Raw genomic sequence first — 25,641 nt, forward strand, 5'->3', positions numbered from 1 at the left:
GCCCAACACAATCAAATGTGGGAGCTGGCTTGCCTGCGATGCCGACAACTCGGTCCAACTGATACACCGAGTTGATTTCATCGCAGGCAAGCCAGCTCCCACATTTGACCGTCGCTCAGCTCAAGCTCAGTGTTGAATCTTGTGATCCAGTGCAGCGTAGAAGTTGGCGCTTTGTTGCAGGTACTTCTGGGTGTAGGCGCTGCTGCTGGTTTTTTTGCCGGAGACTTCCACGCTGGCGGCGGCAGGCAATGCCACAGTGGCGGAAACAGCGGAAGCGGCGATGATCGAGAAGAGATTGAAGTTCATGTCGGTAACCCTTGTGTTCGTTTGGTTAGGTGGCCGGTGAAGGCCTTGAAACCAAACTTACGCCCGAGGGCTGAGCCTTAGAAATGCTTTGAAACAGTAGCCGCTATTAATAGAATTAATACAAAGAGTCAGGCCCCGCACTGCGGGGCCTGTGGCTTATTGACGCACCAGGAACTTGAGGTCGCTGGGGGCATCGATCGGCAATTTCTGCACGGTTTTACCCAGCAGGCCGGTCTTGGGGTCACGTTCGACCACCACGATTTCGTTGCTTTTCTGGTTGGCGATCAGCAGGAACTTGCCGCTCGGGTCCAGGCTGAACTCGCGCGGATGGTCACCTTCGACCGAACGGCGCTGCAACTCCTTGAGGTGCGCGGTGGCCGGGTCAATGCTGAATACCAGGACCTGGTTGGTGGTGCCGCGGTTGCTCACGTAAAGGAATTTGCCGTCGCTTGAGGCGTGCAATGCCGCGCCCGCCTTGTCGGACACCGGCTGCCCCGCAGCGAAATCCACCAGCTGGGTTTGGCTGAGCGTGCCGTCCTTGTAATCAAACACCGCCACCTGAGCGCTCATCTCGGTGGTCAGCCAGGCATGCTTGCCATCCGCGCTGAACAGCAAGTGGCGTGGGCCGCTGCCCGGTGGCAGTGGCACGGAGGCCGGGGTAGCCGCAGTGAGTGGCAGTTCGTGGTTGGCCTGTGGGTCGTAGCGGTAGGCAAAAATCTTGTCTGCCCCCAAGTCCTGCACATACACGTACTTGCCATCCGGCGACGACACCACCGAGTGCACATGGTTGGACGCCTGGCGCTCAGGGTTGACGCGGCTCGCCGGGTGCCCGCTCAGTTGTACCGGTGCCGACAGCTTGCCGTTGGCATCGACCGGCAGAACCGCCAGGCTACCGCCCGGGTCTTCCAGCACCGAATAGTTGGCGACGAACAGGTAGCGCCCATCAGCGGCCAGGCTGGAATGGGTCGGCTCATTGCCCAGGCTCTGCACCTGGTTGATCAGGGTGAGCTGGTGACTGTGCGGGTCAATGCTGTAGCTGCTGACGCGCCCGACCGGGTCTTTCTGGCCCGGGCCGTTCTCGTTGACTACAAACAGGTGCTTCTGGTCTTTGGAAACCGTCAGCCACGAAGGGTTGGCCGCCTTGGCCGCGAGCACCGGCTTGCCACTGAACTGGCCCGTACGGCTGTCAAATTGCAGGCGGTAGATGCCTTCGCTGGTGCCGGCCGTGTAGCTGCCCACCAGCAGTTCATAGGTGTCGACCGGCGCGGCGTGCACCGACATCGCCCCCACACTCCCCGCCATCAGCAGGGGCCAGAATTTACGCATCATCATCCGCTTCATCCTCGTCGTTATTATTGCCGGTGACGCCGTTCATGCAGACCAGGCGATGCTCGCCCGAGTCACCGGTAAGGGTCCAACTTTGCAGCGTTTGATCAAACACCGCCGCCTTGACTTGCTCCAGGCTGAAACTCCAGCGTTTCTCGGCACGACCGTCCATGCAACGGATCAGCAATTGATGCTCGTCCAGGCCGAAATCGAACGTGTGCAGCCCGTCGATTTCGACCATCTGGCAGTTTTTAAACGCGTCGAGCAAGGTAGCGGTGTCGGCAGTCATAACCATCAATCATCAAAAGGAAAGACGTCATGATAGGTCAATTTGTTGCATCGACCTAAACCCCGCTGCTCATCGATTCGCCCCGTTAACATGCAGCCATAATTACCGCGCCCCCTGCTGACCTGGGCGCCATCAGGATTTGCGCGGATAGCGCGGCCTCGGAAACAGGCTATTACCCATTGTTCATTTCACGGCTAAGCACCGATCGTTAGCTTTCGCTCACCTGCTCACTTCGCGCGGCCAGGGTTAAATCGCAACACCGAGCCAGATCTTAACGACAAGGAAGCTGCACGATGATTCATGGAAACCACCCGCCAACACTGTTCAACTACGCCTTGAGCCCTGTATTGCCATCGCCTCGTGCCAGCCAACCGGGTGAAGCCCGTGAAGCAGCCATTGAGAGTGGCTCCGGGACCTCGTCCCAGGCCGAGTACGAGCACCCCCTGCGCAGACGCAGCCGAGCAGCCGGGCTGACCGCTGCGCGACTCTCCGCGGCCCCGGCTGCCACACTTGCAATGCCCGCGCCGGTTAACGCCGCCAGCTCACCCGAGCTGACCGCCAATAGGGTCGCCCAGCAGTTCGCCGAGCGCCCCACACTGCGCTCCGTTGTGTCAGGTTTACTCAGCGAGGCGCTCAAAACCCTCTACCCCACGTTGGCGTTCGACCTCGAATACACCGCGCTGGCCGAACCCATCTCGAGCAATCCGCCCCAATATTGCCTGACGCCCCTGCTGGACGTCGCACTCAAGCACCTGACGACCGACGGCGAACTGGACTTTACCGATAAAGCAGGCATTGCTTGTACGTTGATCGACCAAGCTACCGGTCATACGCTCAAGCCGGCGCCCTTGGCGGGAGCACTGGTGCCCGGCATCGATATGCAGGCTATCGAGATGGCGATCCGCAGCCTGCGTACGGCCCTCAAGCGTGGGTTTGAGCAAGCACTGCTTCGTCACTTCACCGGTAATGCCTACACCACCCAACGTGCCGGCGACGCACAGACCAACCGATGGCTATGGCTCAGCGACACCCTCAGAGACACCCTACGAACCGCCGCCTTGAAACAGCCCGGGCTGACTGAGCAACAACGCGACACCCTTGACCAAATCGTCAGCTACCCAAATCAAGCGCAACGCGTGCGCGCGAAAGGCGATACGGCAGCCAGCGTATTCATCCTTGAGGCCGCCGTTCGCCACGACGATCGCGCATCCGCACAGCTCAGCCCGGACCTGCTGATCACCCGAGAAGTGGCCGGCCGGACGCAGGTCCTGCATGCGACGCCTGCCGGAGTGGTAACCGCGTATGACTCCTTGCAAGCCTTCGGCGAAGCCTGGGGGCGAAATCTGGAGAAGGCGTTCGTCTTCGATAGCCTTGATTGGAAGCGTCAGGCGCCCGACGCGAATATTTTCGATATACAAGCCGCGACCCTCCTGAATGCCATGTTGGAAAACGTCGCGTCCATTCGACTGCCGGCATCGGGCACGCTTGATGAACTGGACCAGGTATTTTCCCGGGCCAGCGACCCAAGCCCATGGTTTGCAGGGAGCTATACCCCCAACGCTACCAGGCTTGGGCGGCTGCGTGACAATCTACCGGCATGGCTCAGTCACGCGAGTGATGCAGAACGCGATACCTACCGGCATCATTCACTGGCACTGGCCAGCAGCGTACAGCGCAACAACGGGCGCACCTTCCTCGACGGCATCCCCGATATCCGCACTTTTGCCCGGCAACAGCTGGACCAGCAATTGGCAGGTAAAGGCTACACCGCGCAGGATCTGGAAGTGGTGTTCAAGGTCGCCGTGGGTGACTTGGGCAGCGGCTACATCGAACGGGAGAAGATGAGCCTGGTCGACATGGCCCTGAACAACCTCGCGGGTTTGCCCAAGGGGCAGATGGAGGTTTATCTGCGCGGGCAACCGGTCAGCGATCCGCACATGCCGCAGATGCTCAAGAACCTGGTCAGCAGCGTTGATATCGGTAGCCACTACCCGCAACTGTTGAACCGCGAGCTGCAAAGCGATAGCCCATCGGCTCGGGACCGAACCGCGCGCTTTATCGAGCAAGTGCCGATCCAGCTCGCCATGCAGGCGCTGGAGCTCAAGCTCAAGGGCGAGGCTGGCATTACCGACCTGGGTTATCGCTTTATCGAAGCGGTTACCCACCCGGGCGTAGGCAGCAAGCAGGTGGACGGCCAAGCGATTACCGTTCGGCCCCTGGCCTTTGTGCGCAAGCCGGGGGCCACACCGGATGTCGCCGTAAACATGTTCCTGATCGAGCCGCTGGCCGCTACCAGCGGCCCGCATATTCTCTATCGCCCCCTACTGAAACCGGCGCTGCTTGAGTTCCCCAGCCGCGACGCGCTGCTGGAGGCCATCCGTACGCCAGGCGCGTTGCAGGAGAGTATTCTGGCGTGGCTGAAAGATGACAAAGCCCGAGCAGTCTATGGCAACGGCGGCTTCCAAACGCCCAATATTTCACGCTACTCGGTATTCAATGAGTTCGACCCGCCCACCACGCCCACCCCCACCGCACTTGCCGTCGACGGTTATGCGACCGCCACCACGCTACGCCAGGACGTGCTCAACGGCGACCTGATGAAACACTGGTTCCATACCAATGCCGACAGCCTGGTCACCCTGGCAGAAGGCCAATCCACCTCCGACGCGGAAAGCCGCTGGGCTTCGCACAAGGAACTTGGCTGGCTGTTATTCAACACACTGCTGCCGGTGCTACGTGGGCCGGGGGCGATGGCGGGCTGGCTGCTGCAACTGGCCAACAGCGAAGAAGATATCAAGCGGCTTTCCACACCAAACGACCCGGACCCGTCTTCGGCGGTGGTCGACCTGCTCGTCAACCTCGGCATGACACTGGGCCACGCGTCCGCCTCCGAGCCCGGCGAGCTCGCGCGCACTTTTGAACCATTCAAGCAAGACGCCCATTCCGACAGCGCCGGGCCACGCCCCCGTCACGACGATGAGCCCGTTGCCCGCCAAGCCATCATCCGGCAGGCCCCGGCAGCGCCCGCCTCCGGCAGCTTTGGCGGCGAAAACACGGCCATTGACGTGCGATTATCGAGCCCACGCGGGTTAACGCCAAGCCTGCTTGCGCACATAGACTCGTTCAAAGTAGCGGCGCCAACGGATCCCGGATCGCCCATCGCCGAAGGCACCAGAAAAGGCCTGTACACCATTCATGACCGGCTTTATGCCAACATCGACCATCACTGGTTCCGCGTGGCAAACGACCTGGATGGCGCCTACGTCATCGATGAACACAACAAGGCACGTACAGCACCGCCCATCACACGCGACGCGCAGGGTAAGTGGCATTTTGACCTGGCGCCCAAACTCAGAGGCGGCATGCCAAAATCTGCCAGGCCACTGGATTCACTCGCGAACAGTATGCAAGCCAAGCGCCTGGCGGAGACCGACTATCGGCGCAACCTGAAAGAGCGCAAGAAAGTTTCAAAAACACATGACACTGCAATGGCAAACATCGAGGCCGACCTCACCGAGTACGAAAGCGCCCGAAAGAAACTCAAGACCCTTTACAACCTGGCAAGCACCGAGGCATCAGCCGTTCGATTTGCCGAACCTTATGCACAGCAACGGCAGATTACCGACGCGCTGAAGGACAGGATTGCTCAACAACTTGAGCGTCTCAAACCCCTGACGCAATCACTTGTGGCCGCCAGCAAAACCACTGTTGAAACCATTGCGCCGAGGAAGTTGGGCGGGATAGACGATCTATCGGAGTTCAAGCACAACCGTTCAGTGGAGTACGAAAATACGCTGCACACCTTGACGGCAATAGAAAACTTTTACGTTCGCCTGTTTAACGACACCCGTCAGTACGGCGTGCGTGGCGCCTCAATCTCAGAGCTGGAAGCACATGCCAATAGCGGCATACAGCCAGCCTACGAACAATTGACTGAAGCGTACAAAATAATCTATGAAAACAATAAACAACTGTTGCGGTCGAGGCAGGCAGTCGGCGCGCTGTTGGCTGAGTGGAAGAGCGATTCACCTTTTGGCAACAAGGAAGCGTTGGGCTACATCAAGAGGCGATACACCACGACTGTCGCGCTCAATGAACTTACAACGAAATTGAACAACCTATCGTTTCTCCATCAACTGACCTCGACATGGGGTGCGCGCTTCCCAGAGGATGCCGCGCGCCGTCAGATGGAGCGATTCTTAAAGGACAATCTGAAAGCCGAAGCTTCAGCACTCCAGGATCTACGCCAATACAACGACTTCACCTTGGGCGAGCGGAACGCGACGCTAAACACCATTATCACCAAATACAAACAGGTCCTGAGCGACAGCCTCGTCTTGCAGGAAGAGTATCCACAGCTCTTTCGGGCGGACTACCACCAGCGGTTCACTGCTTTACTGAGTGAATTCATCGCCGATGCACAGGCCGAATTGGCACAGGTCGTCAAAGAGGAGCAGTTTCTGATTCCGGCTGCGCCCGCGCGCAGTGACCAAAGGGCCAAACCGCAGAACCAGCGCGTGTTCAAGACCGAACATAAAGAGACCTTGATTGGTACATTACGCGCGCCCGAGCCGGGCCGAACCGTCGACATCATTGATGTGTTGGACCCACAAAGCGGTCAACCTATCGCAAGCTACAGTGAACACGCCAAGGAGCGCGGATGGGTGAAAATCATCCGCGGCCAGCCCACGCAAACGTCTCCCGCCGCTTCGCCGAAGCCCTTGGCGAGCTATAAGAGCGATGCGCAAAAGTCGTTAGATGCCGCGACGCGACGCGAGCAATCGATTCTTTTCCAAAAAAAGAAACTTGACGACCCCCAGCGACGCGACACCGTCTCCCCTTTGGATTGGTACGAGATGCTGGAGACCGTGGCTAACCAACTCAAGGAGACCGCACGGCAGGCCGAGGCCAACCATGGTGGCAGGCCGGAAACCGCCGAGTTGGTGGCGCGCTGGCGAACCGCTGCAGATGAAATGCTGCAAAAGGCCCGACAACACACCGCAGATGGCTATCTGGTTCAGCCGCCGACAGCGGAAAATGTCGACTTCCTGTGGCGTCATGGGTTTGTCGATATCAACCTGGTACGGCGGGACGTGCCCACAAAAGCTGGCGACGTATTCACCGAATACGCGGTGCGTAAAAAAGGCAAGATCGACGTGGTGTGGTACGCCCACTTCCACTACCCGCAGAAAGGTTGGCCACGGGATGATCACAGAGCAGCGCATCTGAAAATCCCGTCGCAACGCTACAAAACCAAAAAAGACTTGATTGCCGAAGCCAAAAGCAACGGCGTCGTCGCGCAAATAATCAACGCCGATATCAACGCCCCGTTGGATCAGAAGCTGTTTCTGAAGCTGTAAAACTGACAGGCTGAGCACTGCAAAAAAAAAGCCGCACACTGTGCGGCTTTTGATTAATGGCACTTAATGCGCAAACAACGAGTTGCCTTTCTGCCCGGCCAGTTTTTCAGGCTTGATCAGGAACCGTGCGAGCGCCGGCAACAGCCATAGGGCACCGAACATGTTCCACAGCAGCATGAAGGTGAGCATCAGGCCCATGTCGGCCTGGAACTTGATGGCCGAGAAGATCCAGGTGCACACGCCGATTGCCAGGCACAGGCCGGTGAACAGCACGGCTTTGCCGGTGGACTTGAGCGTTTGGTAGTAAGCCTCTTGCAACGGCAGGCCGGCACGCAGGAAGCTTTCCAGACGGCTGTAGATGTAGATGCCGTAATCCACGCCAATCCCCACGCCCAGCGCCACCACCGGCAAGGTCGCGACCTTGACGCCGATGCCCATGAACGCCATCAGCGCGTTGCCCAGCACCGAGGTCAGCACCAGCGGCAACACGATGCACAGGGTGGCGGCCCAAGAGCGGAAGGTGATCATGCACATCGTGGCCACGCACAGGTAGACCAGGATCAGAATGGTCAGCTCCGACTCTTTGATGACTTCGTTGGTGGCGGCTTCGATCCCGGCGTTACCGGCGGCAAGGATAAATTCCAGGCCATCCTTGTTGTTCTCCTTGGCGAAGTCCTGCACGGCGTGCACCGCGCGGTCGAGGGTTTCGGCCTTGTGGTCGTTGAGGAACACCAGCACCGGCGCCAGCGAGCAATTGTTGTTGTACAAGCCATCGGCACGGGCGATGGAGTTGTTCAGGACGTCAGGGTTGCGCGACAAGGTTTCCCATTTGAGGTTGCCCTCGTTCATCCCCTTGATCATTTGCTTGGACACGGTCACCAGCGAGATCGCCGACTGCACGCCTTCAGTGTTCTGCATCTTCCACATCAGTTGGTCGATGGGCGCCATGGCTTCATAGCGCGAACAGCCTTCGGCCTTGGTCTTGACCATCACCACCAGCACGTCGGAGCTGGTGGAGTAGTTGCTGATGATGAAATTGTTGTCCTTGTTATAGCGCGAGTCCGGGCGCAGTTCCGGTGCACCCTGGTCCAGATCGCCGATCTTGAGGTTCTGGCTGTACCAGAGGCCGCCACCGAAGGCGATCAACGCGAGCAACACAGACACCGGCGCGACCTTGGGGCTGGCGAATTTGGACAGCAGGCGCCAGAACGGGTGTTCGCGGTGCGCGTCCTTTTTGCTCTTGGCGATGGCACGCTTGCTGATACCGACGTAGGAGATCGCCACCGGCAGCAGGATCAGGTTGGTGAACACGATCACCGCCACGCCGATGGAGGCGCCGATGGCCAGCTCGCGGATGACACCGATGTCGATGATCAGCAGTGTGATAAAGCCCACGGCGTCGGCGAGAATCGCGATCATCCCCGGCAGGAACAGTTGCCGGAACGTGCGGCGCGCAGCGGTCAGCGCGTTGTCCGCCTCACTGGATTGCAGCGCAATACCGTTGATCTTCTGCACGCCATGGGAAATACCGATGGCGAAAATCAGGAACGGCACCAGCATCGAATATGGGTCGAGGCCGAAACCGAAAAAGTGCATCAGCCCCAGTTGCCAGACCACCGCCACCAGCGTCGTGCTCAACACCGCGACGGTGCTGCGCAGGCAGTTGGTGAACCACAGCAGCAGAATCAGGGTGATGACGAACGCGATACCAAAGAACATCACCACCATGACCAGGCCATCAATCAGGTCGCCGACCTTCTTGGCAAACCCGACGATGTGGATTTTGACGTTGGGGTTCTGCGCTTCGAACTTGTCGCGGATCTTGTCTTCGAGTTCATGGGAGAACTTGCGGTAGTCCAGGGCCAGCAATTTGCCCTGGTCCTGCGGGTCCGGGTAGGACTCCAGCAACGGAATGTCGACGATGCTCGACTTGAAGTCGTTGGCCACCAGGCGCCCGACCTGGCCGGACTTGAGCACATTGTTGCGCAACTGGTCGAGGCTTTGCGGCGAGCCGTTGTAGCTTTGCGGGATCACTTCACCGCCGGCAAAGCCTTCTTCGGTGACTTCGGTCCAGCGTACGCTGGGGCTCCACAGCGACTTTAGACCCGAGCGGTCAACGCCGGAGATGTAGAACACCTCGTCGTTGATCTGGCGCAGGGTCTCCATGTACTCCTTGGTGAAGATGTCGCCGTCCTTGGCCTCCACCGAGATGCGCACGGTATTGCCCAGGTTGGCCAGATCGTTACGGTGCTCCATCATCTTTTCGATGAAGGGATGCTTGAGGGGGATCATCTTTTCAAAGCTGGTCGACGGGCGAATCAGCGTCGCCTGCCAGAACAGGAAAATACTCACCAGCAGGCAGATGACGATGACTGCCGGGCGATTGTTGAAGATCAGGCGCTCAAGCAAGGTCGCTTTATCGTTGTGATGACTGCTCATTCTTTACCCGCCTTCTTATTGTTTTTCGAGTTCAGCGCCGGCCGGCGTAGCAACGCGTACACCGCCCTGCCCGACCAGAATCAGGTTGCCATTGCCTGCAGCAGTGACTGCCGACAATGAGATGCGGTCCGGGCGATTGAATACGCTGAAGGTCTGGCCATCATCGTGACTGACCACCACGCTGCCGCCATTGCCGACCACGACCAGCGAGCCGTCATCGAGCAAACTCGCGCCCGACAAACCGAACTCCAGGGCGCCACGCGCCGCATTCAATTGGACTTGCTCCCAGGTGATGCCGAAATCCGTGGAGCGATACAGGTTGCCGCGCAGGCCATAGACCAACAGGGTTTGCGGCTGGGCGGTGCTGATCACCCCGAACAGCGAGCCCTCGTAGGGGCCTTCGAGCTTCTCCCAGGTCTGGCCGTCGTCGCTGGAGCGGAACATGCTGCCCTGCTCGCCGACGATAAACAGCCCGGCGTCCTTGATGTGGGCGATGGCGTTGAGGTGGAACTGGTCTTCGTTATCGAGACGGTCGCTGACGTCTTCCCAGTGTTTGCCAGCGTCGGTGGTTTCAATCAACGCACCGTAGGCGCCCACGGCAATACCGTGTTCGGCATCCTTGAACCACACGTCGAGCAACGGTGCTTCGCGCTTGAGGTCCTGAAATTGCTGGGTCCAGCTAGCGCCGCCGTCGACGCTTGCCAGAATCTGCGCATCATGGCCGACCGCCCAGCCGCGTTTATCGTCGACGAAATACACTGCCGTGAGCAGTTGCCGGGTGGGGACTTTGGCCTGGGTCCAGGTGCTGCCCTGGTCATCGGAATAGAGGATGTGCCCACGATCACCGACCGCCACCAGACGTTTGCCGGCATGGACCACATCGATCATCAGGCCTTTGCTGGCCTTGGGGGATTCAATCGCAAATACCGGCTGCGTACGGGTATCGCCGGCAGCGAACGTGGGAGTCGATAACACTCCAAACAGCGAGAGCGCTGTGGCCAGCATCGCAACCCTGCGTGCGGCGCGCGGGCAGCAAACAGCCCAACCCATGACAGGCTCACTCATAGACCTTTCTCCCCATTTATTATTGTTAGGTGGTCTCGCCTTCCCGGGCTCTGAAACCTGCACTCTAGAGCGCCTGGTGGAAGCAAGGGCCATCCTATCGGGCTTTCGAATCGTCTGACAATCGGCGCTACGTTATCTTTTGTTAACTGACGGCGTTTGGTCGTGGCCTGAATATCGCTGCATTCCCCAGGCTGATTAATGAATTTTTATTCCATCTATTGAATTTAGTGAATTTTTATTCCATTAATGGTGTTCTTGAAAACAATAATTCAAAGGACCACGGCTATGCGTGAACTCGGAATCGGCCTGATCGGCACAGGCTTCATGGGGCGCGCCCATGCGTTAGCGTTCAATAATGCGCGGGCGGTATTCGAACTGCCGGTACGCCTCACGTTAGCGGCCCTGGCCGATGCCGACACCGCGCGCGCTCAGCGTTGCGCGACGGCGTGGGGGTTTGCCCAGGCCCATGGCGATTGGCAGGCGCTGATCAACGACCCCAGCGTTGACGTGGTGGCCATCACCACCCCCAACCATCTGCATTACCCCATGGCCATGGCCGCGATTGCGGCGGGCAAGGCGGTGTATTGCGAAAAGCCGCTGGCGGTCAGCCTGGAGCAGGCCGACGCGATGCGCCGCGCCGCCCGTGCCGCCGGAGTGGTCACGCGCGTCGGCTACAACTATCAGCACAACCCGATGATCAGCCTGGCAAGGCAGATGATTGCCGATGGCGAGCTGGGCGAGATCATCAGCTTCCAGGGCGAGTTCAGCGAAGACTTCATGGCCGACCCGGCCTCGCCCTGGTCGTGGCGGTGTGAAGTGGACCATGCCGGTGGTGCGCTGGCGGACCTCGGTAGCCACCTGCTGTCGATGGCGCGCTACCTGGTGGGCGATGTGCTCAGCGTGTGCGCCGACACCCACACCGTCCACGCGCAACGCCCCGCCACCGCCGGCAGCCCGACGAACCGCGCGATTGCCGTGGATGACCAGGTGCATGCGCTGCTGCGCTTTGCCAACGGCGCCCGTGGCACCGTGAGCAGCAGTTGGCTCAAGCATGGCTACAAAAACCACTTGAGTTTCGAAATCAGCGGTACGAAAGGCACCCTTGCGTTCGATCAGGAGCGCTTGAACGAGCTGCGAGTGTGCCGTGTCGGCCAGGACGGTTTCCAGCGGTTGCTGGCGGGCCCCGCCCTGCCCGGCTATGCCGCGTTCAGCCCGGCGGCCGGGCATCAATTGGGCTACAACGAGTTGAAGACGCTGGAAGTACACGAATTGAACATGGCGCTGGCGGGTCAGGGCGTTGATGGCACCGACTTTGACCAGGCGTGGGAGGTCGAGCGGCTGGCGACGGCGATTCGCCTGGCCGCGCGCGAGGCGCGTTGGGTCAACGTGAGCGAGGTGTAAATGCGGGGGAGCAGCGCGCTCCCCACGCGTTCGGCTCAGATCACGAAACGCGCGACCATCCCGTTCAAATCCACCGCCAGGCGCGACAGCTCGTGGCTGGCCGCGCTGGTCTGGTTAGCGCCCGCCGCCGATTGAGTCGCCAGGTCGCGGATGTTCACCAGGTTGCGGTCGACTTCACGGGACACCTGCGCCTGCTCTTCCGAGGCGCTGGCGATCACCAGGTTGCGCTCATTGATCAGGCTGATGGATTGGGTGATCTGCTCCAGCGCCACACCGGCGGCGCGGGCCATTTCCAGGGTGGCGTGGGTGCGCTGGTTGCTCTGCTGCATCGACTGTACCGCGTCACCGGTGCCGCTCTGGATACCGGCGACCATTTTTTCGATTTCCTGGGTCGACTGCGCGGTGCGATGAGCCAAGGCGCGGACTTCATCGGCCACCACCGCAAACCCACGGCCGGCTTCACCGGCGCGGGCCGCCTCAATCGCTGCGTTGAGCGCGAGCAGGTTGGTCTGTTCGGCAATTGCGCGTATCACGTCGAGGACCTTGCCAATGTCGCGGCCCTGAGTGGCCAAGCCTTCGATCATGACCGAGGTGTTTTGTACATCCTGAGTCATGGTTTGAATCGCGCCGACGGTTTCCACCACGCGATCACGCCCTTCACGCGCTGCCAGGTTGGATTGGCTGGAGGCTTCGGAGGTGGACACCGCGTTGCGCGCCACCTCTTCCACGGCAGCGGTCATTTCGTTGACGGCGGTGGCGGCCTGGTCGATTTCGTTGTTCTGCTGTTGCAGGCCTTTGGAGGCTTCCTCGGTGACCGCGCTGAGTTCTTCCGCTGCCGAGGCAAGCTGGGTGGCGGAACCGGCGATGTGCTGGATGGTTTGGCGCAGGTTGGTTTGCATGGCCGACAGGGCACTGAGCAAGCGTGCCGGCTCGTCCTTGCCATCGTCTTCAATAACGCTGGTCAAGTTGCCACCGGCAATGGTTTGCGCCACTTCCACCGCTTTGCGCAGCGGCGTAACAATGCTGCGCGTCAACAGCCAGGCCAGCAACACGGTCAACAACGCCGCCGCGACTGAAACGATGATGATCCCGGTCACGCCTTGCTGGTAACTGGCCTCAGCATTACGCCCGGCCTGGTCGGCATCGGCGCCGTTGAACGCGATCAGTTGGTTGAGTTGCTCGCCCATCAAGTCGGTACCGTTCTTGATACGCGTGTTGATCAGGGTGCGCATCGCCTCGACGTTGTTTTGCTGGGACAGTGACAGCATCTCGGCCTGAGCCGCGAAGTAACTCTCAAGGGTCGCGGCGAAGGTTTTGTACAAGGCCGCCTCCTCGGGACCCGCCGGCATCACCGAATACGCGCTTTGAGCCTGCTTGACCTTATCCATCAATACGCCGATGCGCGTCTTGGCTTCCTCGAGCGCCGCAGGTTCGCGGTTGATCAGTACCCGAAAGGACAGAATGCGCAGGCGCAGAACGTTTTCTGTGAGGTTACCGAGGTATTTCACACTGGGTAGTTGGTTGGCCCCCATGTCCACGGATGCCTGGCGGATTGTCGTCATGCGGTTGACGGCAAACACGCCAAGGATTACTACCAGCAACGCAATGAACGCAAAACCGAGAAACGCGCGAGGGGCAATATTCAGATTACGAAGGGACATAGGGGTGCTCTCAAAAAGGGGTGTTTGCGCGCATCCCTGCGGCGACACGATCCGCGGGTGTCAACGCACCACTCGGACCACTAAGCGCCACTGTTGTCATTGATGTGTGGGCCTATTCAGGCTATCGGCGGACTTGAGAAATTAATGGGCACATTTCGAAATATTTTTTCACACTTCTGACAGCCAACACTTTCTGGCATCCTTCGCGTCCCTTTTCTGACCCGAGCCCGCATTTTGTCTGACGCTCAAGCGCCCCGCCCCCGCTATAAATCCGACCTGATCTACGGCCTGGAAGACCGCCCGCACTTCACCGCAGCGATTTTTGCTGCGCTGCAACATGTGCTCGCGAGTTTCGTCGGCATCATCACCCCCACGTTGATCGTCGGCGGCGTGCTGGGGCTGGAAAGCGAGGTGCCGTACCTGGTGAGCATGGCGCTGTTCGTGTCCGGGCTCGGGACGTTTGTGCAAGCGCGCACGTTCGGGCCGATCGGTTCCGGCCTGCTGTGCCTGCAGGGCACCAGTTTTTCGTTTATCAGCGTTATTTTGAGTGCCGGGTTCATGGTCAAGGCCCGAGGCGGCGGTACTGATGAAATCCTCTCGACGATCTTTGGCATCTGCTTTTTCGCAGCCTTTATCGAAGTGGTGCTCAGCCAGTTCATCGGCAAGCTGCGCAAACTGATCACCCCGGTAGTGACGGGCACCATCATCACCTTGATGGGTTTGTCGTTGATCAAGGTGGCGGTCACCGACATGGCGGGGGGCTTCGGTTCCAGCGATCTGGGCGCGGCAAGCAATATGGGGCTGGCGGCGCTGGTGCTGCTGACCATCGTGGTGCTCAACCGCTTCAGTAACCCGTTCCTGCGCCTGGGTTCGATCGTGATCGGCCTGACCCTGGGCTTCGTGGTGGCCTGGTGGATGGGACGTGTCGATATGGCGGCGCTGCCGCAGGTGCCGTTAATCAGCGTGCCGGTGCCGTTCAAGTACGGGTTCTCGTTCGACTGGGTGGCGTTTATACCGGTGGCGGTGATTTTTCTGATTTCGCCATTGGAAGCCGCCGGTGACTTGACGGCCAACTCGATGATTTCCCAGCAACCGGTCAAAGGCCCGCTCTACATCAAGCGAATCAAGTCGGGCCTGCTGGCCGACGGCCTCAACTCGGCGATGGCCGCGACGTTCAACAGCCTGCCGATGGTGACCTTCGCGCAAAACAATGGCGTGATTCAGCTGACCGGCGTGGCCAGTCGCTACGTGGCGTACTTTATCGCCGGCCTGCTGGTGCTGCTGGGGCTGTTCCCGATGATCGGCGCCGTGCTGCAACTGATGCCCAAACCGGTACTCGGCGGCGCCACCCTGATCATGTTCGGCACCGTTGCCGTGGCCGGGATCAAGATTCTTGCCGAAGCCGGGCTGCATCGGCGCAATGTGCTGATCGTGGCGATTTCCCTGGGCATGGGCCTGGGGGTCGCCGCCGTGCCGGAGGTATTGCGCGACTTGCCCAAGGCGCTGCACAACATCTTCGAATCGCCGATCACCGTGGGGGCGTTCTGTGCAATCGTGCTGAACATTTTCCTGCCGGAAGAGTTCTTAGAGCTGGAAGAAGATGAATTTGATCCGGAGTCCTCTACCCTCAAGGTCATGCAGGATCCGGACGTCACGAAATAGGAGCATCTGTTAATGCGCAAGCTCATGGTTCTATCGCTACTGCTGCTTACCTTGAGCGCCTGCGCGCTGTTCCCAAACCGCGACCCGCTCAACATTACGGTGGTCGGCATCGAGCCGCTGCAAAGCCAGGACCTGGAAGTACGCTTCGCCGTGAAGCTACGGGTGCAGAACCCCAATGAAACGGCAATCGACTACAGCGGCGTAGCCTTGGACCTGGACGTCAATGGTCGGCCGCTGGCGTCGGGGGTGAGTGATCAATCCGGTTCCATTGCACGCTTTTCCGAAGCGGTGCTGATGGTGCCAGTCAGCGTTTCCGCATTTTCGGTATTACGCCAAACGCTGGGGCTGAGCCAGACCCAGAGCTTGAACAACTTGCCGTACGTACTGCGTGGCAAACTGGCCGGTGGGCTGTTCGGCACCCTGCGCTTTGTGGAGCGCGGCACGTTGGACCTGCCAAACACGGCGACCTGGTAAAGGCCATGCAACCGACATTGCTCACTGAACGGCTGATCCTGCGCCCACTCACCCTGGACGACGCCGACGGTATCCAGCAGCAATTCCCGCATTGGGCCGTGGTGCGCTACCTCAATGCCTTGGTGCCCTGGCCCTACCCGGCCGACGGCGCGCGTACTTATCTGCAACAGCACGCCCTGCCCGCCATGGCCCGTGGCAAGGAGTGGCACTGGTCGATCCGCCTCAACAGCGCGCCTGAGCAACTGATCGGTACTATCAGCCTGATGGACGAACACGACAACAACCGTGGCTTTTGGCTCGGCCCGCAATGGCACGGCCTGGGCTTGATGAGCGAAGCCAGTGCGGCGGTGACCGAATACTGGTTCGATACCCTCAAACGCCCGCTGCTGCGCGTGCCCAAGGCTGGGCCTAACCGAGGGTCACGGCGGATTTCCGAGCGCACCGGCATGCGCTTGATCCGCACGGATTACGGGGCGTTTGTAGAAGGGACTTTGCCACGCGAGTTATGGGAGATGACCCGCGAGGAATGGCTTGAAGCCCACGCGCGCGCACGCTGAAATTTACGCTGGGCGCGGGCTTGCCTGCGCCCAGCGTGCTCGACGGGTTTTAGTCGGTGATGAAGCGCACGCCCGGTTTGGCACGCTCATCCACTACCAGCTCAAATATGTCCGGCCGCGCATAATGCCCCACCACGTCATAGTCGTACCGTGCGCGCACCAGGTCATCGGTGTTGATCTGCGCGGTCAATAACCCCGCCCCGCCCAGCAACGGCCCGGCCAGGATGTCGCCCATCGGCCCGATGATCACGCTGCCGCCCGCGATCAAGGCGCGGTCTGACGGCCAGTTGGCAACCTCCACCCCCAACGCCTCGGGCGAAGCCTGCACTTGGCAGGCACTCACCACAAAGCAGCGGCCTTCGTGGGCAATATGGCGCATGCTCACTTGCCACATCTCGCGCTCATCCACCGTAGGCGCGCACCACACCTCCACGCCCTTGGCGTACATCGCCGTGCGCAGCAACGGCATCATGTTTTCCCAGCAGACTGCGCCGCCAATGCGGCCTACCGCTGCATCGATCACCGGCAAGGTCGAGCCATCGCCCTTGCCCCAGATCAGCCGTTCGGTGCCGGTGGGCATCAGCTTGCGGTGCTTGGCGACCAAACCGCCCGACGGCTCGAAATACAACAGTGTGCAATACAGCGTGCTGCCACTGCGCTCAATCACACCGAGTACCAGGCTCGCGCCGGTACGGGCCGACAACCCGGCCAGTGCTTCGGTTTCGATGCCCGGCACGTCGATGGCATTGGCAAAATACCGCGCAAACGCTTCGCGGCCTTCCGGCAGGCGGTAACCCAACTGCGTGCCGAAGCTTTCGCCCTTGGGGTAGCCGCCGAGCAAGGCCTCGGGCATCACCACCAATTGCGCGCCACTGCGCAGGATTTCTTGCTCATAGGTCAGGATTTGCGCCAGGGTTTGCGCCTTGCCACCCGGCAGGGCGCCAATTTGCAAAGCAGCCACGGTAGAAACAGGCATGACGAACTCTCCGAATAAGGGGGTTGCCCATTCTCCGGCCAGCCTGGATCATGAATAAAGCCTACTTCAGTGCTGAATGATATGAACCAGATGAATATCGCCCAGGTTGACCTGAACCTGCTGAAAACCTTCGAAGCCCTGCACGACGAGTCGAGCGCCAGCCGCGCGGCATTGCGCCTGGGTGTTACCCAGTCGGCGATCAGTGCGGGGTTGCGGCGCCTACGCGAAATGTATGGCGATCAGCTGTTCGTGCGCACCGGCCGGGGCTTGGCGCCAACCTTGCGGGCCAATCAGCTGAAGCCGGTCATCAGCGAGGCCCTGGACCGCTGTCGGCAGAGCCTGGCGATGACCCATCCGACCCATCCCAACTACCAGGGCCGGTCGGTGGTGCTGGGTTTGTCCGATGATTTCGAGATCGCCCATGGCCGTCGGCTGATGGCGGAAATAGCGCAACGCGCGCCGAAACTGCGGGTGATTTTCCGCCAGACCCATAGCCAAATCGTCGCCGCCGCCCTGCTCGACCGCACCCTGGACCTGGCGATTACCGCTGGCGGCTTTGCCGAGCGCCGGCTGAGCCGGCACGTGCTGGGAGACGGGGATTACCGCTGCCTGATAGACCCGCAAAGCCTGACGCCAGGCCAGCACGGCATCACCTTGGAAGAATTCGTCACGCGCGAGCATGTGCTGGTGTCGTCGGGCGGGTTTATCGGGATTACCGACGAAGGTTTGGCGGCGCAAGGGCTGAGCCGCCAAGTGTGCGCATCCACCAGCCATTTTGCCGCGCTGCCGTACTTGCTCAAGGGCAGCCAGGCGCTGGCGACGATTCCCGGGCATGCCGCCGAGGCCATTGCGCAGATGACCGGTTTGCGCGTGCTGCCCTGCCCGCTGGCATTGCCGCGCTACCCGGTGGAACTGGGCTGGCGCACCCAGTCCCAGCTTGATCCGGTGCTGCTTAAAGTCCGTGAGGCGATTGTGGCGTGCTTTACTTGGCCGCAGCCATCAGCTTGTTGACTTCGCTGCGTACCATGTTGGAAAACTCCGGCGGCGACATGCCGTCGAGTTCCGCACGCACCCACTCAGCCCACTTGCCCTTGCGCTTGGCGCGCTCGCCGAACAAGCGTGCCGCTTCGCCTTTGGCCTTGCCCAGGTTGGTTTGCCACAGGTCGTAGAGGCGGGACTTTTCATCTTCCAGCTCGGCGCGTTCGGCGAGGGTTTTGTTGGCCAGATTGAAGCTCATGTTGAATTACCTGCTGCACAAATAGGTGACATCTTACACGGTAGGTCGAAACTTCCAGATTCGGATTTTGCTCGGGACCACGCTACCGGCAAAAAAACTGCAACTTTTGCCGCCACCCGACACTCCATTGTTCACTGTCACATTCACCTGCAAGGAGTCACACAATGGCCCGCAAAACTGCCGCCCAAGCTGTCGAAGACCAAATCAAGGATCAAGCCTTCAGTGAACTGACGGCGCTGATCGAAGAATCGGACAAACTGCTCAAGAGCAGCGCCGCCCTGGTGGGCGAAGAAGGCGAAACCTTGCGCGAGCAGGTTGCCATCAAGCTCAAGCAAGCGCTGGACTCGGTGTCCAACGTGCGCGAGCGCAGCAAGCCTGTGGTCGATGCCACCGAAACCTACATCGGCGGCCATCCATGGCAGACCGTGGCGATTTCCGCAGGCTTTGGCCTGGTGGTCGGCCTGCTGCTCGGTCGCCGCAACTGAGTGACGGGGGCTGCTGCCTGAGGCAGCGGCCCCCTTTTTTAACCCTCGGCTAATGCCTGCAACTGCCGAAGGTCCTTCGCGTCAAGCTCAATACCTGTTTCCTGCGACTTCGCCCGTGTGCGATGACGTCGATCCCCTGGTAACCGCCGTAATCCCGCCGCATGCATCTGCCGCACCAGCTCCTGGCTGCGCTCGGCGAAGTGTTGCCCGGCGGTTTTGCTCGGGTCGATCAGGATCAGTAACTGTCCGGTCCAGGGCGTGCGCGCGCCCGGGTGATCCGACCAATTGAATTCAAACGAGAAGTTGCCCCCGGTGAGTGCCGCCGCCAACAACTCGACCATCATCGACAGCGCCGAACCTTTATGGCCGCCAAACGGCAACAACGCTCCGCCCTCGAGAATGGCCTTGGGGTCCTGGGTCGGCTGGCCCAGGCTGTCGACGCCCATACCCGGCGCAAGGCGCTCGCCCTTGCGTGCGGCAATCTGCACGTCACCGTGGGCGATGGCACTGGTGGCGAGGTCAAACACGATAGGCGCGCCGTCCGCCCGGGGTGCGGCAAACGCAATCGGGTTGGTGCCGAACAGCGGCCGATCGGCGCCATGGGGCACCACGCAGGTCATGCTATTGACCACGCTCAGCGCCACCAGCCCTTCTTCGGCGAAGGGTTCGACATCCGGCCACAACGCGGCGAAATGATGGGAGTTGTGAATAGCCAGCAATGCGATGCCGGCGCTGCGGGCCTTGGCTACCAGCTGTGAACGGGCCGCTGCCAGCGCCGGTTGGGCGAAGCCGTTGCAGGCGTCGACCCGCACGCAACCGGACGCGACGTCCGTGACCACCGGCACGGCTTGGCCGTCAACCCAGCCGCTGGCCAGCGTGCTCAGGTACCCAGGGATGCGGAAAATGCCATGACTGTGGGCACCGTCACGTTCAGCACTGGCGCAGTTGTGCGCCAGGATGGCAGCCACCTGCGGGGATGTGCCATGCCTGATAAAAATCCGTTGTAGCAATGCCACCAGCTCAGAGAAGCCGATTGAGGTGGATGCCGTGGCAACTGTCGGAGACTGCGCAGACATTTGAAGCTCCGTTTTTATGATTGGAAGGGGCAACGAATGAACATTCAGGCGGTTGATTAAACACCACGCACGCCGCCTGCTGTCAACTTGTGCGGGGCTGATTATGTACCCCCGCTCGGCGCTGACGCGTACTTACCCTGTGATCTCCCGTCCACAAAGGAGACAGACCATGGTGCGCGTTACCCCAGCGTATTTCTTTGACGAGTTCCTGCTGCCCCTTAGCCGCAAAACACCCAGCGAGCGGGAGCGTGCGCTGGGGCTCACCGTCAAGGACCTTGATTGGCTGCATACGCTGTACTACGCCAATGATACGGCCCGACAGGATACCCGCCTGCAAAGCCATCCCATGCGTGTCGAAAGGTTGCTGATCCACGTCTCGGGGCAACCCCCGGTTCCCATCGCCGGCGCTTTCCTGATGAGTCCGAGCCCGGACGGTGCCAAGGCTCTGCTCTACACGCCCTATGGCGGCATTCAGGTCGCTGACAGCCATGCCTCGCTGCTCGCCGACGTCAGCGCGGCGTTGGCCGACCCGCTGCAGCGCGTGGACTTGCTGAAGTTCGTCTCGATTGCCCAGCGCAACGCACTGCCCGTTGGCACGGCCATGACCTTGACCACCGAGATCATCGAAGGCGCCGTGATGGAAGACCAGGAGCGGCTCCTGCAGGCGTGTCAGCAAGCCAACGTACACACCATGTTTGAGCACCTGCAAAAAACGCCCACCCTGGCGAGCATGCTCGACACAGTGCTCGGGATCATGGCGCGGGCTTTTTTTCCAGGCCTGGATCAACGCGATACGCAGGTGAACTGCTTTATCAACACCCCGCCGAACACTGATCGACGCTGGGTCGGCTCCGTGCCATTAAGCGAAGCGCTCTTACAGTTCTATGTGCGACACGCCTGGCCCAAGGCGCAAACCCGCGAGTTCGTTAACCCCAAACATGTCACCACCGCCTTCACCCTGGCCCAGTTGGAGCAAGATCATCAGCACTGGGAAACGCTGACCGAACAGGCCTCCAGCATCCTATCCAAACTGCTGGAGAGCCTGCTGCAAACTTACTGGAACGAGGACATCGACAACGGGACTTCACGCCGGGATCTTTTCGCGCACGTCATGGCAGAGAAGTTTCGCATCGAGGTACTGCTCAAGCGCCAGCAAAAGGTTATCAGCGCCGACGAAAGCCATCGGCTCCAGGCATTATTCCTTAGCGACCAGAGCGCTCGCGGCGCCTACTCGGCGACCCTGAGTGTGGAAAAAGTGCGCATCTACGCGCCCTACCAGCACTACCTAGAGCTGGCCAGCACACTGATGATCAGCGAAAGCCGCGCCTACCTCTACACGCAATCTCGCGGGCTGCAGGTGCTCGAAGACCTGGATGACTTGAAAGATACGTTATTGAGCATGCTCAAGGCCGCTGGGCATGAGGACGAGCTACTCAACTTCCTGTCCCTGGATGAGCGCAACACGTTTATTGGCCTGGACCAGGTAAACATTGCTTCGCGCCCCGTAACGGGCGACGTTTTTTCCGACCTGATCGACGACATTGCGCTCAAGCAAATCAGCAATATGAACCACGCCCTGGGGCTGTTCCGGCTCAGTGATGGGCAGGTCGACCTGGCGGCCCTGCTCGATAGCGCACTGGATATACGCGCCATGCTCGACGATCGATTGGCAGCCTTGGATGCCGATGGTCGCTGGACCCTCCACCCTGTCACCAGCGGCAATGACCGCCCTTCGACGGTGCAGGCAGAGCGCGCCAAACTGCAACTGCAACGCCTGAGGGTTACCGCGGATGCCCTGGCCATGGAGCGCAAAAAGCACCCGACATTACGCAGCATGGTCACCCACGCCTTGAACGCGGAACTGCTCTTACAGCAACAGGACCTCAGCGCAGAGGCGGTCTTTATAAACACCTACGCCACTCGCGCCCAAGAGCGTGAAGACCGCCTGCCCGTGTCTTCCCTGAGCATGGTTGAACACTTTATCGAGCGCCTGAGCCTTGACACCGGACCTCTCGCGACTTCGTCCAGAACCTGGTTTTACGGCAAGCGTGACCAGGGCAGTGCCAATCAACTGCACAGCATGACGCTGAAAACCTTCAATTCGATTATGGATAAAGTACTCAAGGTGTTTTCCAGCCACTCAATGCGAGAACTCCCGCGCCTGTTTTACCGTAATACCCGCGACAAACAGGCTCACTCGATGCTGCACGGGCTGCGCAGTGAGGCCGAACTGAGGTTGCTGGGTAAAACCCTGAGTGCCCTGGATCACGCCGTGCTGGACACCGTGCTCACGCCTGAAAGCCTTACACGCCTGACCCGGCATGGCATTCACGGTTTTATCCCGGATGCCTACGCCTTGGCGCTTGGCATCGGCACGTCGGCGACACTCCAGCCCCTCGCGAACCTGTTTGTACTGACTGAGCGCGGCGGTCTAGACCCACAGCGCTCCGGCAGGGCGCTGCTCTGGACGCCCCGGCGCGGACATGAGGCCTTTGCCTCGGTTAACGCCTTGCGCGAAGCCATAACGCGACGCCTGGAACATCCGATCAAGCGCTTGAGCCTGCTGGAAAACCTGCCACCCTCCGTGCGCATTCCTCATCAGGTTTATCGATGGGGCGCACTGCAACGCATTGACGAAAATGTGCTGAATAATCGCCTGCAAACCCACAGCGACTATGTCATGGACGGCGTCGATCAGCTGCTCGCCATGAAGTTGCCCGCCCGGGCCTTGCAGGACCGCCTGGATACCGTCATAGAACATGCCGCGCCGACCAACCTTGCAAGGGCCAGCGCGATCGCCCGCGCCGTGATTAACCAGCAGGCGCTGCCGGTCTGGTTGGGCATGGCCCCGCCCGAGGACCAACGCCATCAGGCGGAGCTGCTCCAGCAATACCACGACAGTGCGCCGGATGAGGAAGACTATCTGCATGGCATCACGCCCGTGCGCGAACACGCGTTCACAACGCTTCAGGCGTTACTGCTGGCACGCTTTCCCGGCCAGGCCCTCAACCCCGATGACATTCTGATTCCTGTTCACCAGGCGCTTGGCATCCATGATTTCACCCTGACCGACTTTGCCTTGCGGCACTGGCCAGACCTGGAGGCCGCAAGCATCCGCCCACGCTCACGCACCGCCACGTCCCTGCCGAGCTCACTGGATGCAAGTACCGTGGTGCAAATGGTCCGGCAGCTGGACCTGAAAACCGCTTACCAGACGCGGTTGCAAGACCACTTGAACACCCAAACTGATGAGGGCCGCACACGCAGGCGCCGGTTCTGCCGGCAACTGCCGTGGCAAACCTTGCAATACGCCCACGAGCAAAAACTGCGCGAGCGTCTTTCTGCGCAGGCACTGAGCCTGGTCCAACAGGTATTCGACATGCCTGACGCTCTGGCACGCGCATCGCTCGCGGGTGCGTCAGCCATGATCAGCCCTTTGGGGCTGATGGCGACCGAGGGTGCCAGCACTGTCAACGTGCTCGGAATGTACCTGATAAGCTCGGACGCAGGCGCGTCTGGCACGGTGGTGCTGTACGCGCCCTTCTACGAAAACCATGCACTCAAGGAATACTCGAACGAGCAATCGCTGCTGGATGAATTAGCAAGACCGGGAGCGCTTCAGGACTGGGTCCTCACACACGTGGAAGCACCACATCAGGCAACTTATCGCAACCTGCTGCAAAACAACCATCATCGCCCATTTGAGATCCGTCTCGGCTTGTCTGCCGTCGCAGGCAACGCCCTGCATTACCTGTTCGATGAAACCAAGCAGTTCCTGCTCAAGGCGGTTGCCTGCCAATTCGAGAAAGGCGCCAAGCCGCTATGGGACAGCGTCATCAGCCTGCTGCGCAAGGACATTGGCACCGCCGTGCAGTTCATGGCGGGAAAGCTCGCCTATCCGCTGGTGGTTTGGCGTAGCTACACGCTGTTCAAGCGCTCCGCCGAAGCGCTGCAGCTGCACCATTGGAAGGCGGCCATGAAAGATTTTATTTGCGGGGTGGCTGAAATGGCCGGCCTGCGCAGTGAACTTGAGGGCTCCGAGCGCCCGCCGCCGACGGCACAAGAGGTGCCAGAGGCCGAACTGTCGAGTGAAACGTTACCCGCCGCCACCACACTCGCCAGCCTGGATATCACCGCTGCCTCACGTACGCGGATGCAGCCTTTCGAGGGCCACGATGTAGCCTTGAAAGACCTTGAAAAAAGCACCGTCACCGATGTTTATAAAGACCAGAAAACCTTGAAGAATTACGTCCCGCTGGACGGCAAAGTGTATTCAGTCAAGAAAACCGCCCAACGCTGGCGCCTGGCCAACGACGATCTGTCGGGGCCCTATGTAGGGCTCAACTCACGCGGCGAATGGGTATTAGATCTGAGTCGTCACAACCCACGCTTCGGCAAAACCCTGTCGCGCATGAGAGCACGCGCCAGCGAACGGGAGGCGATCAATATCCAAGCGACGGGTATCCGCGACATTGCTGCGCTCTCCAGTTGGAAGGCCCAAGTCATCAATGAGGCGCTGAACGTGGCGACTTACTACGCCGTCACTTGCAAGCGCAACATCGCTCAGTTTTCAAATTCCCTCGACCCTGATAGCCAGGTCGGCCTTTTTTTCGGTGAGATGTTCGGTGTCATCAGCCTGACCCCTGATCAAGTACAAAGGATCGAGAGGATAGTTGACGGGATACTGGATGAGTTAAGCGACCCCAGCTTGACGGGCCCCGATTCCAGACGGTTTGTCAGCGGCACCAGCCGCTTGAATCCGGCCGCCACCTACGCCTTTGTGCTCGACGGAGACAGAGAACATAAGCTGTATCTGCTCGATCGTTTCTTTGATCCGGATCTGGATGCTTACCAGAATCGCCTGAACGCGCCCTTCGATATCTCCGCCCACGCCAGAGCCAGTATCCTGATACACGAGTTGACACATTTGAAGACCAAGACTGCCGACATTGCCTACCTTGACAGCATGCGACCGTTCCCTGATCTGTTGAATACACGCAGGCCTGGTGCTCAAGCGCTGAAAACCGACCTGGAGGACATACGCAGGACTGCATTGTCGACGTTGACGCCGGCAACCATGCTGTTCAAGACCTGGGATGATTTGACCGCATCGTGGGAAGACTACGGGCATGACACCGACACCCATCACGTCAAACGTAAAGTGCTTAGCACCACGGGTGCGAATAACCTCGACGACGCTCGGCAGGTGTTCATGAGCAACCCCGACAAACGCATTGACACCATCTTGGCTAACGCCGACTCAGTCACCTACCTGATAACGCAGCTGGGCCGTGTTTTGGAGCCGGGGGCCTGAGCGGCCCCCCCAG

Annotated in this window: 17 protein-coding genes; 8 read left to right on the forward strand and 9 right to left on the reverse strand. The window is 60.1% G+C overall.

Going from position 1 to position 25,641, the window contains the following annotated elements; all coding sequences use genetic code 11:
- Positions 1-126 precede the first annotated feature (126 nt).
- The 3 genes from CPH89_RS27060 to CPH89_RS27070 form a co-directional block, all read right to left on the reverse strand.
- Complete coding sequence (locus CPH89_RS27060) at positions 127-306, reverse strand: hypothetical protein (protein WP_053256546.1); 180 nt, start codon at positions 304-306, stop codon at positions 127-129.
- Between the two features lie 156 nt (positions 307-462).
- On the reverse strand, positions 463-1,638 hold the full coding sequence (locus CPH89_RS27065) for a lactonase family protein (RefSeq protein WP_053256547.1): 1,176 nt from the start codon (positions 1,636-1,638) through the stop codon (positions 463-465).
- Positions 1,625-1,921, reverse strand: a complete 297-nt coding sequence (locus CPH89_RS27070) for a DUF5629 family protein (protein WP_053256548.1) — start codon at positions 1,919-1,921, stop codon at positions 1,625-1,627. Before CPH89_RS27070 ends, CPH89_RS27065 begins: the two co-directional genes overlap by 14 nt.
- Before the next feature lie 293 nt (positions 1,922-2,214).
- Between CPH89_RS27070 and CPH89_RS27075 the strand changes: the two genes are divergently transcribed.
- Positions 2,215-7,281 (forward strand): dermonecrotic toxin domain-containing protein, encoded by a 5,067-nt coding sequence (locus tag CPH89_RS27075; protein WP_053256549.1) that lies wholly within the window; start codon positions 2,215-2,217, stop codon positions 7,279-7,281.
- Positions 7,282-7,344: 63 nt separating this feature from the next.
- Here CPH89_RS27075 and CPH89_RS27080 read toward each other — a convergent pair whose 3' ends face one another.
- Both CPH89_RS27080 and CPH89_RS27085 read right to left on the reverse strand, forming a co-directional pair.
- Positions 7,345-9,720, reverse strand: coding sequence for an efflux RND transporter permease subunit (locus tag CPH89_RS27080; RefSeq protein ID WP_053256550.1), 2,376 nt, complete (start codon positions 9,718-9,720; stop codon positions 7,345-7,347).
- 15 nt (positions 9,721-9,735) lie between these two features.
- Positions 9,736-10,785, reverse strand: coding sequence for a YCF48-related protein (locus CPH89_RS27085; RefSeq protein ID WP_053256551.1), 1,050 nt, complete (start codon positions 10,783-10,785; stop codon positions 9,736-9,738).
- 285 nt (positions 10,786-11,070) lie between these two features.
- Between CPH89_RS27085 and CPH89_RS27090 the strand changes: the two genes are divergently transcribed.
- Positions 11,071-12,186, forward strand: a complete 1,116-nt coding sequence (locus tag CPH89_RS27090) for a Gfo/Idh/MocA family protein (RefSeq protein WP_053256552.1) — start codon at positions 11,071-11,073, stop codon at positions 12,184-12,186.
- A 35-nt stretch (positions 12,187-12,221) separates the two neighbouring features.
- Here the strand turns inward: CPH89_RS27090 and CPH89_RS27095 are convergent, their stop codons facing one another.
- Positions 12,222-13,847: a methyl-accepting chemotaxis protein gene (locus CPH89_RS27095; protein ID WP_053256553.1), complete on the reverse strand. Its 1,626-nt coding sequence runs from the start codon at positions 13,845-13,847 to the stop codon at positions 12,222-12,224.
- 234 nt (positions 13,848-14,081) lie between these two features.
- On the opposite strand from CPH89_RS27095, the gene CPH89_RS27100 reads away from it, so the two are divergent.
- The 3 genes from CPH89_RS27100 to CPH89_RS27110 are packed head-to-tail and all read left to right on the forward strand — an operon-like array spanning position 14,082 to position 16,540.
- The gene (locus tag CPH89_RS27100; RefSeq protein WP_053256554.1) at positions 14,082-15,509 is read left to right on the forward strand and encodes a nucleobase:cation symporter-2 family protein; all 1,428 of its coding nucleotides are present in this window, start codon (positions 14,082-14,084) and stop codon (positions 15,507-15,509) included.
- Between the two features lie 12 nt (positions 15,510-15,521).
- A complete protein-coding gene (locus CPH89_RS27105) occupies positions 15,522-15,983 on the forward strand; it encodes an LEA/WHy family protein (RefSeq protein WP_053256555.1) in 462 nt (153 codons plus the stop codon).
- Between the two features lie 5 nt (positions 15,984-15,988).
- Complete coding sequence (locus tag CPH89_RS27110; RefSeq protein WP_053256556.1) at positions 15,989-16,540, forward strand: GNAT family N-acetyltransferase; 552 nt, start codon at positions 15,989-15,991, stop codon at positions 16,538-16,540.
- Between the two features lie 49 nt (positions 16,541-16,589).
- Here the strand turns inward: CPH89_RS27110 and CPH89_RS27115 are convergent, their stop codons facing one another.
- Complete coding sequence (locus tag CPH89_RS27115) at positions 16,590-17,516, reverse strand: carbon-nitrogen hydrolase family protein (RefSeq protein WP_053256557.1); 927 nt, start codon at positions 17,514-17,516, stop codon at positions 16,590-16,592.
- 90 nt (positions 17,517-17,606) lie between these two features.
- Between CPH89_RS27115 and CPH89_RS27120 the strand changes: the two genes are divergently transcribed.
- Positions 17,607-18,527, forward strand: coding sequence for a LysR family transcriptional regulator (locus CPH89_RS27120; protein WP_053256788.1), 921 nt, complete (start codon positions 17,607-17,609; stop codon positions 18,525-18,527).
- On the opposite strand, the gene CPH89_RS27125 is transcribed toward CPH89_RS27120, so the two are convergent.
- Positions 18,499-18,753 (reverse strand): hypothetical protein, encoded by a 255-nt coding sequence (locus CPH89_RS27125; protein ID WP_003190904.1) that lies wholly within the window; start codon positions 18,751-18,753, stop codon positions 18,499-18,501. The two genes, CPH89_RS27120 and CPH89_RS27125, sit on opposite strands and share 29 nt — an antisense overlap.
- A gap of 164 nt (positions 18,754-18,917) precedes the next feature.
- On the opposite strand from CPH89_RS27125, the gene CPH89_RS27130 reads away from it, so the two are divergent.
- Positions 18,918-19,238, forward strand: coding sequence for an ElaB/YgaM/YqjD family protein (locus CPH89_RS27130; protein ID WP_032887039.1), 321 nt, complete (start codon positions 18,918-18,920; stop codon positions 19,236-19,238).
- A gap of 38 nt (positions 19,239-19,276) precedes the next feature.
- On the opposite strand, the gene CPH89_RS27135 is transcribed toward CPH89_RS27130, so the two are convergent.
- The gene (locus CPH89_RS27135; RefSeq protein WP_053256558.1) at positions 19,277-20,314 is read right to left on the reverse strand and encodes an Ldh family oxidoreductase; all 1,038 of its coding nucleotides are present in this window, start codon (positions 20,312-20,314) and stop codon (positions 19,277-19,279) included.
- Positions 20,315-20,483: 169 nt separating this feature from the next.
- Between CPH89_RS27135 and CPH89_RS27140 the strand changes: the two genes are divergently transcribed.
- Entirely contained in the window at positions 20,484-25,628 is a 5,145-nt protein-coding gene (locus CPH89_RS27140) for a dermonecrotic toxin domain-containing protein (protein WP_053256559.1), read from the forward strand.
- Positions 25,629-25,641 lie beyond the last annotated feature (13 nt).

Origin of the sequence: Pseudomonas fluorescens, assembly GCF_900215245.1 — a bacterium.
GTDB lineage: Bacteria > Pseudomonadota > Gammaproteobacteria > Pseudomonadales > Pseudomonadaceae > Aquipseudomonas > Aquipseudomonas fluorescens.

What these genes read in the sequence shown, in the direction of transcription:
- CPH89_RS27130 (WP_032887039.1), top strand. Translation starts at nt 18,918, where the DNA reads ATGGCCCGCAAAACTGCCGCCCAAGCTGTCGAAGACCAAATCAAGGAT.
- CPH89_RS27090 (WP_053256552.1), top strand. Translation starts at nt 11,071, where the DNA reads ATGCGTGAACTCGGAATCGGCCTGATCGGCACAGGCTTCATGGGGCGC.
- CPH89_RS27110 (WP_053256556.1), top strand. Translation starts at nt 15,989, where the DNA reads ATGCAACCGACATTGCTCACTGAACGGCTGATCCTGCGCCCACTCACC.
- CPH89_RS27070 (WP_053256548.1), bottom strand. Translation starts at nt 1,921, where the DNA reads ATGACTGCCGACACCGCTACCTTGCTCGACGCGTTTAAAAACTGCCAG.
- CPH89_RS27060 (WP_053256546.1), bottom strand. Translation starts at nt 306, where the DNA reads ATGAACTTCAATCTCTTCTCGATCATCGCCGCTTCCGCTGTTTCCGCC.
- CPH89_RS27135 (WP_053256558.1), bottom strand. Translation starts at nt 20,314, where the DNA reads ATGTCTGCGCAGTCTCCGACAGTTGCCACGGCATCCACCTCAATCGGC.
- CPH89_RS27065 (WP_053256547.1), bottom strand. Translation starts at nt 1,638, where the DNA reads ATGATGATGCGTAAATTCTGGCCCCTGCTGATGGCGGGGAGTGTGGGG.
- CPH89_RS27105 (WP_053256555.1), top strand. Translation starts at nt 15,522, where the DNA reads ATGCGCAAGCTCATGGTTCTATCGCTACTGCTGCTTACCTTGAGCGCC.
- CPH89_RS27120 (WP_053256788.1), top strand. Translation starts at nt 17,607, where the DNA reads ATGAATATCGCCCAGGTTGACCTGAACCTGCTGAAAACCTTCGAAGCC.
- CPH89_RS27095 (WP_053256553.1), bottom strand. Translation starts at nt 13,847, where the DNA reads ATGTCCCTTCGTAATCTGAATATTGCCCCTCGCGCGTTTCTCGGTTTT.
- CPH89_RS27140 (WP_053256559.1), top strand. Translation starts at nt 20,484, where the DNA reads ATGGTGCGCGTTACCCCAGCGTATTTCTTTGACGAGTTCCTGCTGCCC.
- CPH89_RS27075 (WP_053256549.1), top strand. Translation starts at nt 2,215, where the DNA reads ATGATTCATGGAAACCACCCGCCAACACTGTTCAACTACGCCTTGAGC.
- CPH89_RS27125 (WP_003190904.1), bottom strand. Translation starts at nt 18,753, where the DNA reads ATGAGCTTCAATCTGGCCAACAAAACCCTCGCCGAACGCGCCGAGCTG.
- CPH89_RS27085 (WP_053256551.1), bottom strand. Translation starts at nt 10,785, where the DNA reads ATGAGTGAGCCTGTCATGGGTTGGGCTGTTTGCTGCCCGCGCGCCGCA.
- CPH89_RS27115 (WP_053256557.1), bottom strand. Translation starts at nt 17,516, where the DNA reads ATGCCTGTTTCTACCGTGGCTGCTTTGCAAATTGGCGCCCTGCCGGGT.
- CPH89_RS27080 (WP_053256550.1), bottom strand. Translation starts at nt 9,720, where the DNA reads ATGAGCAGTCATCACAACGATAAAGCGACCTTGCTTGAGCGCCTGATC.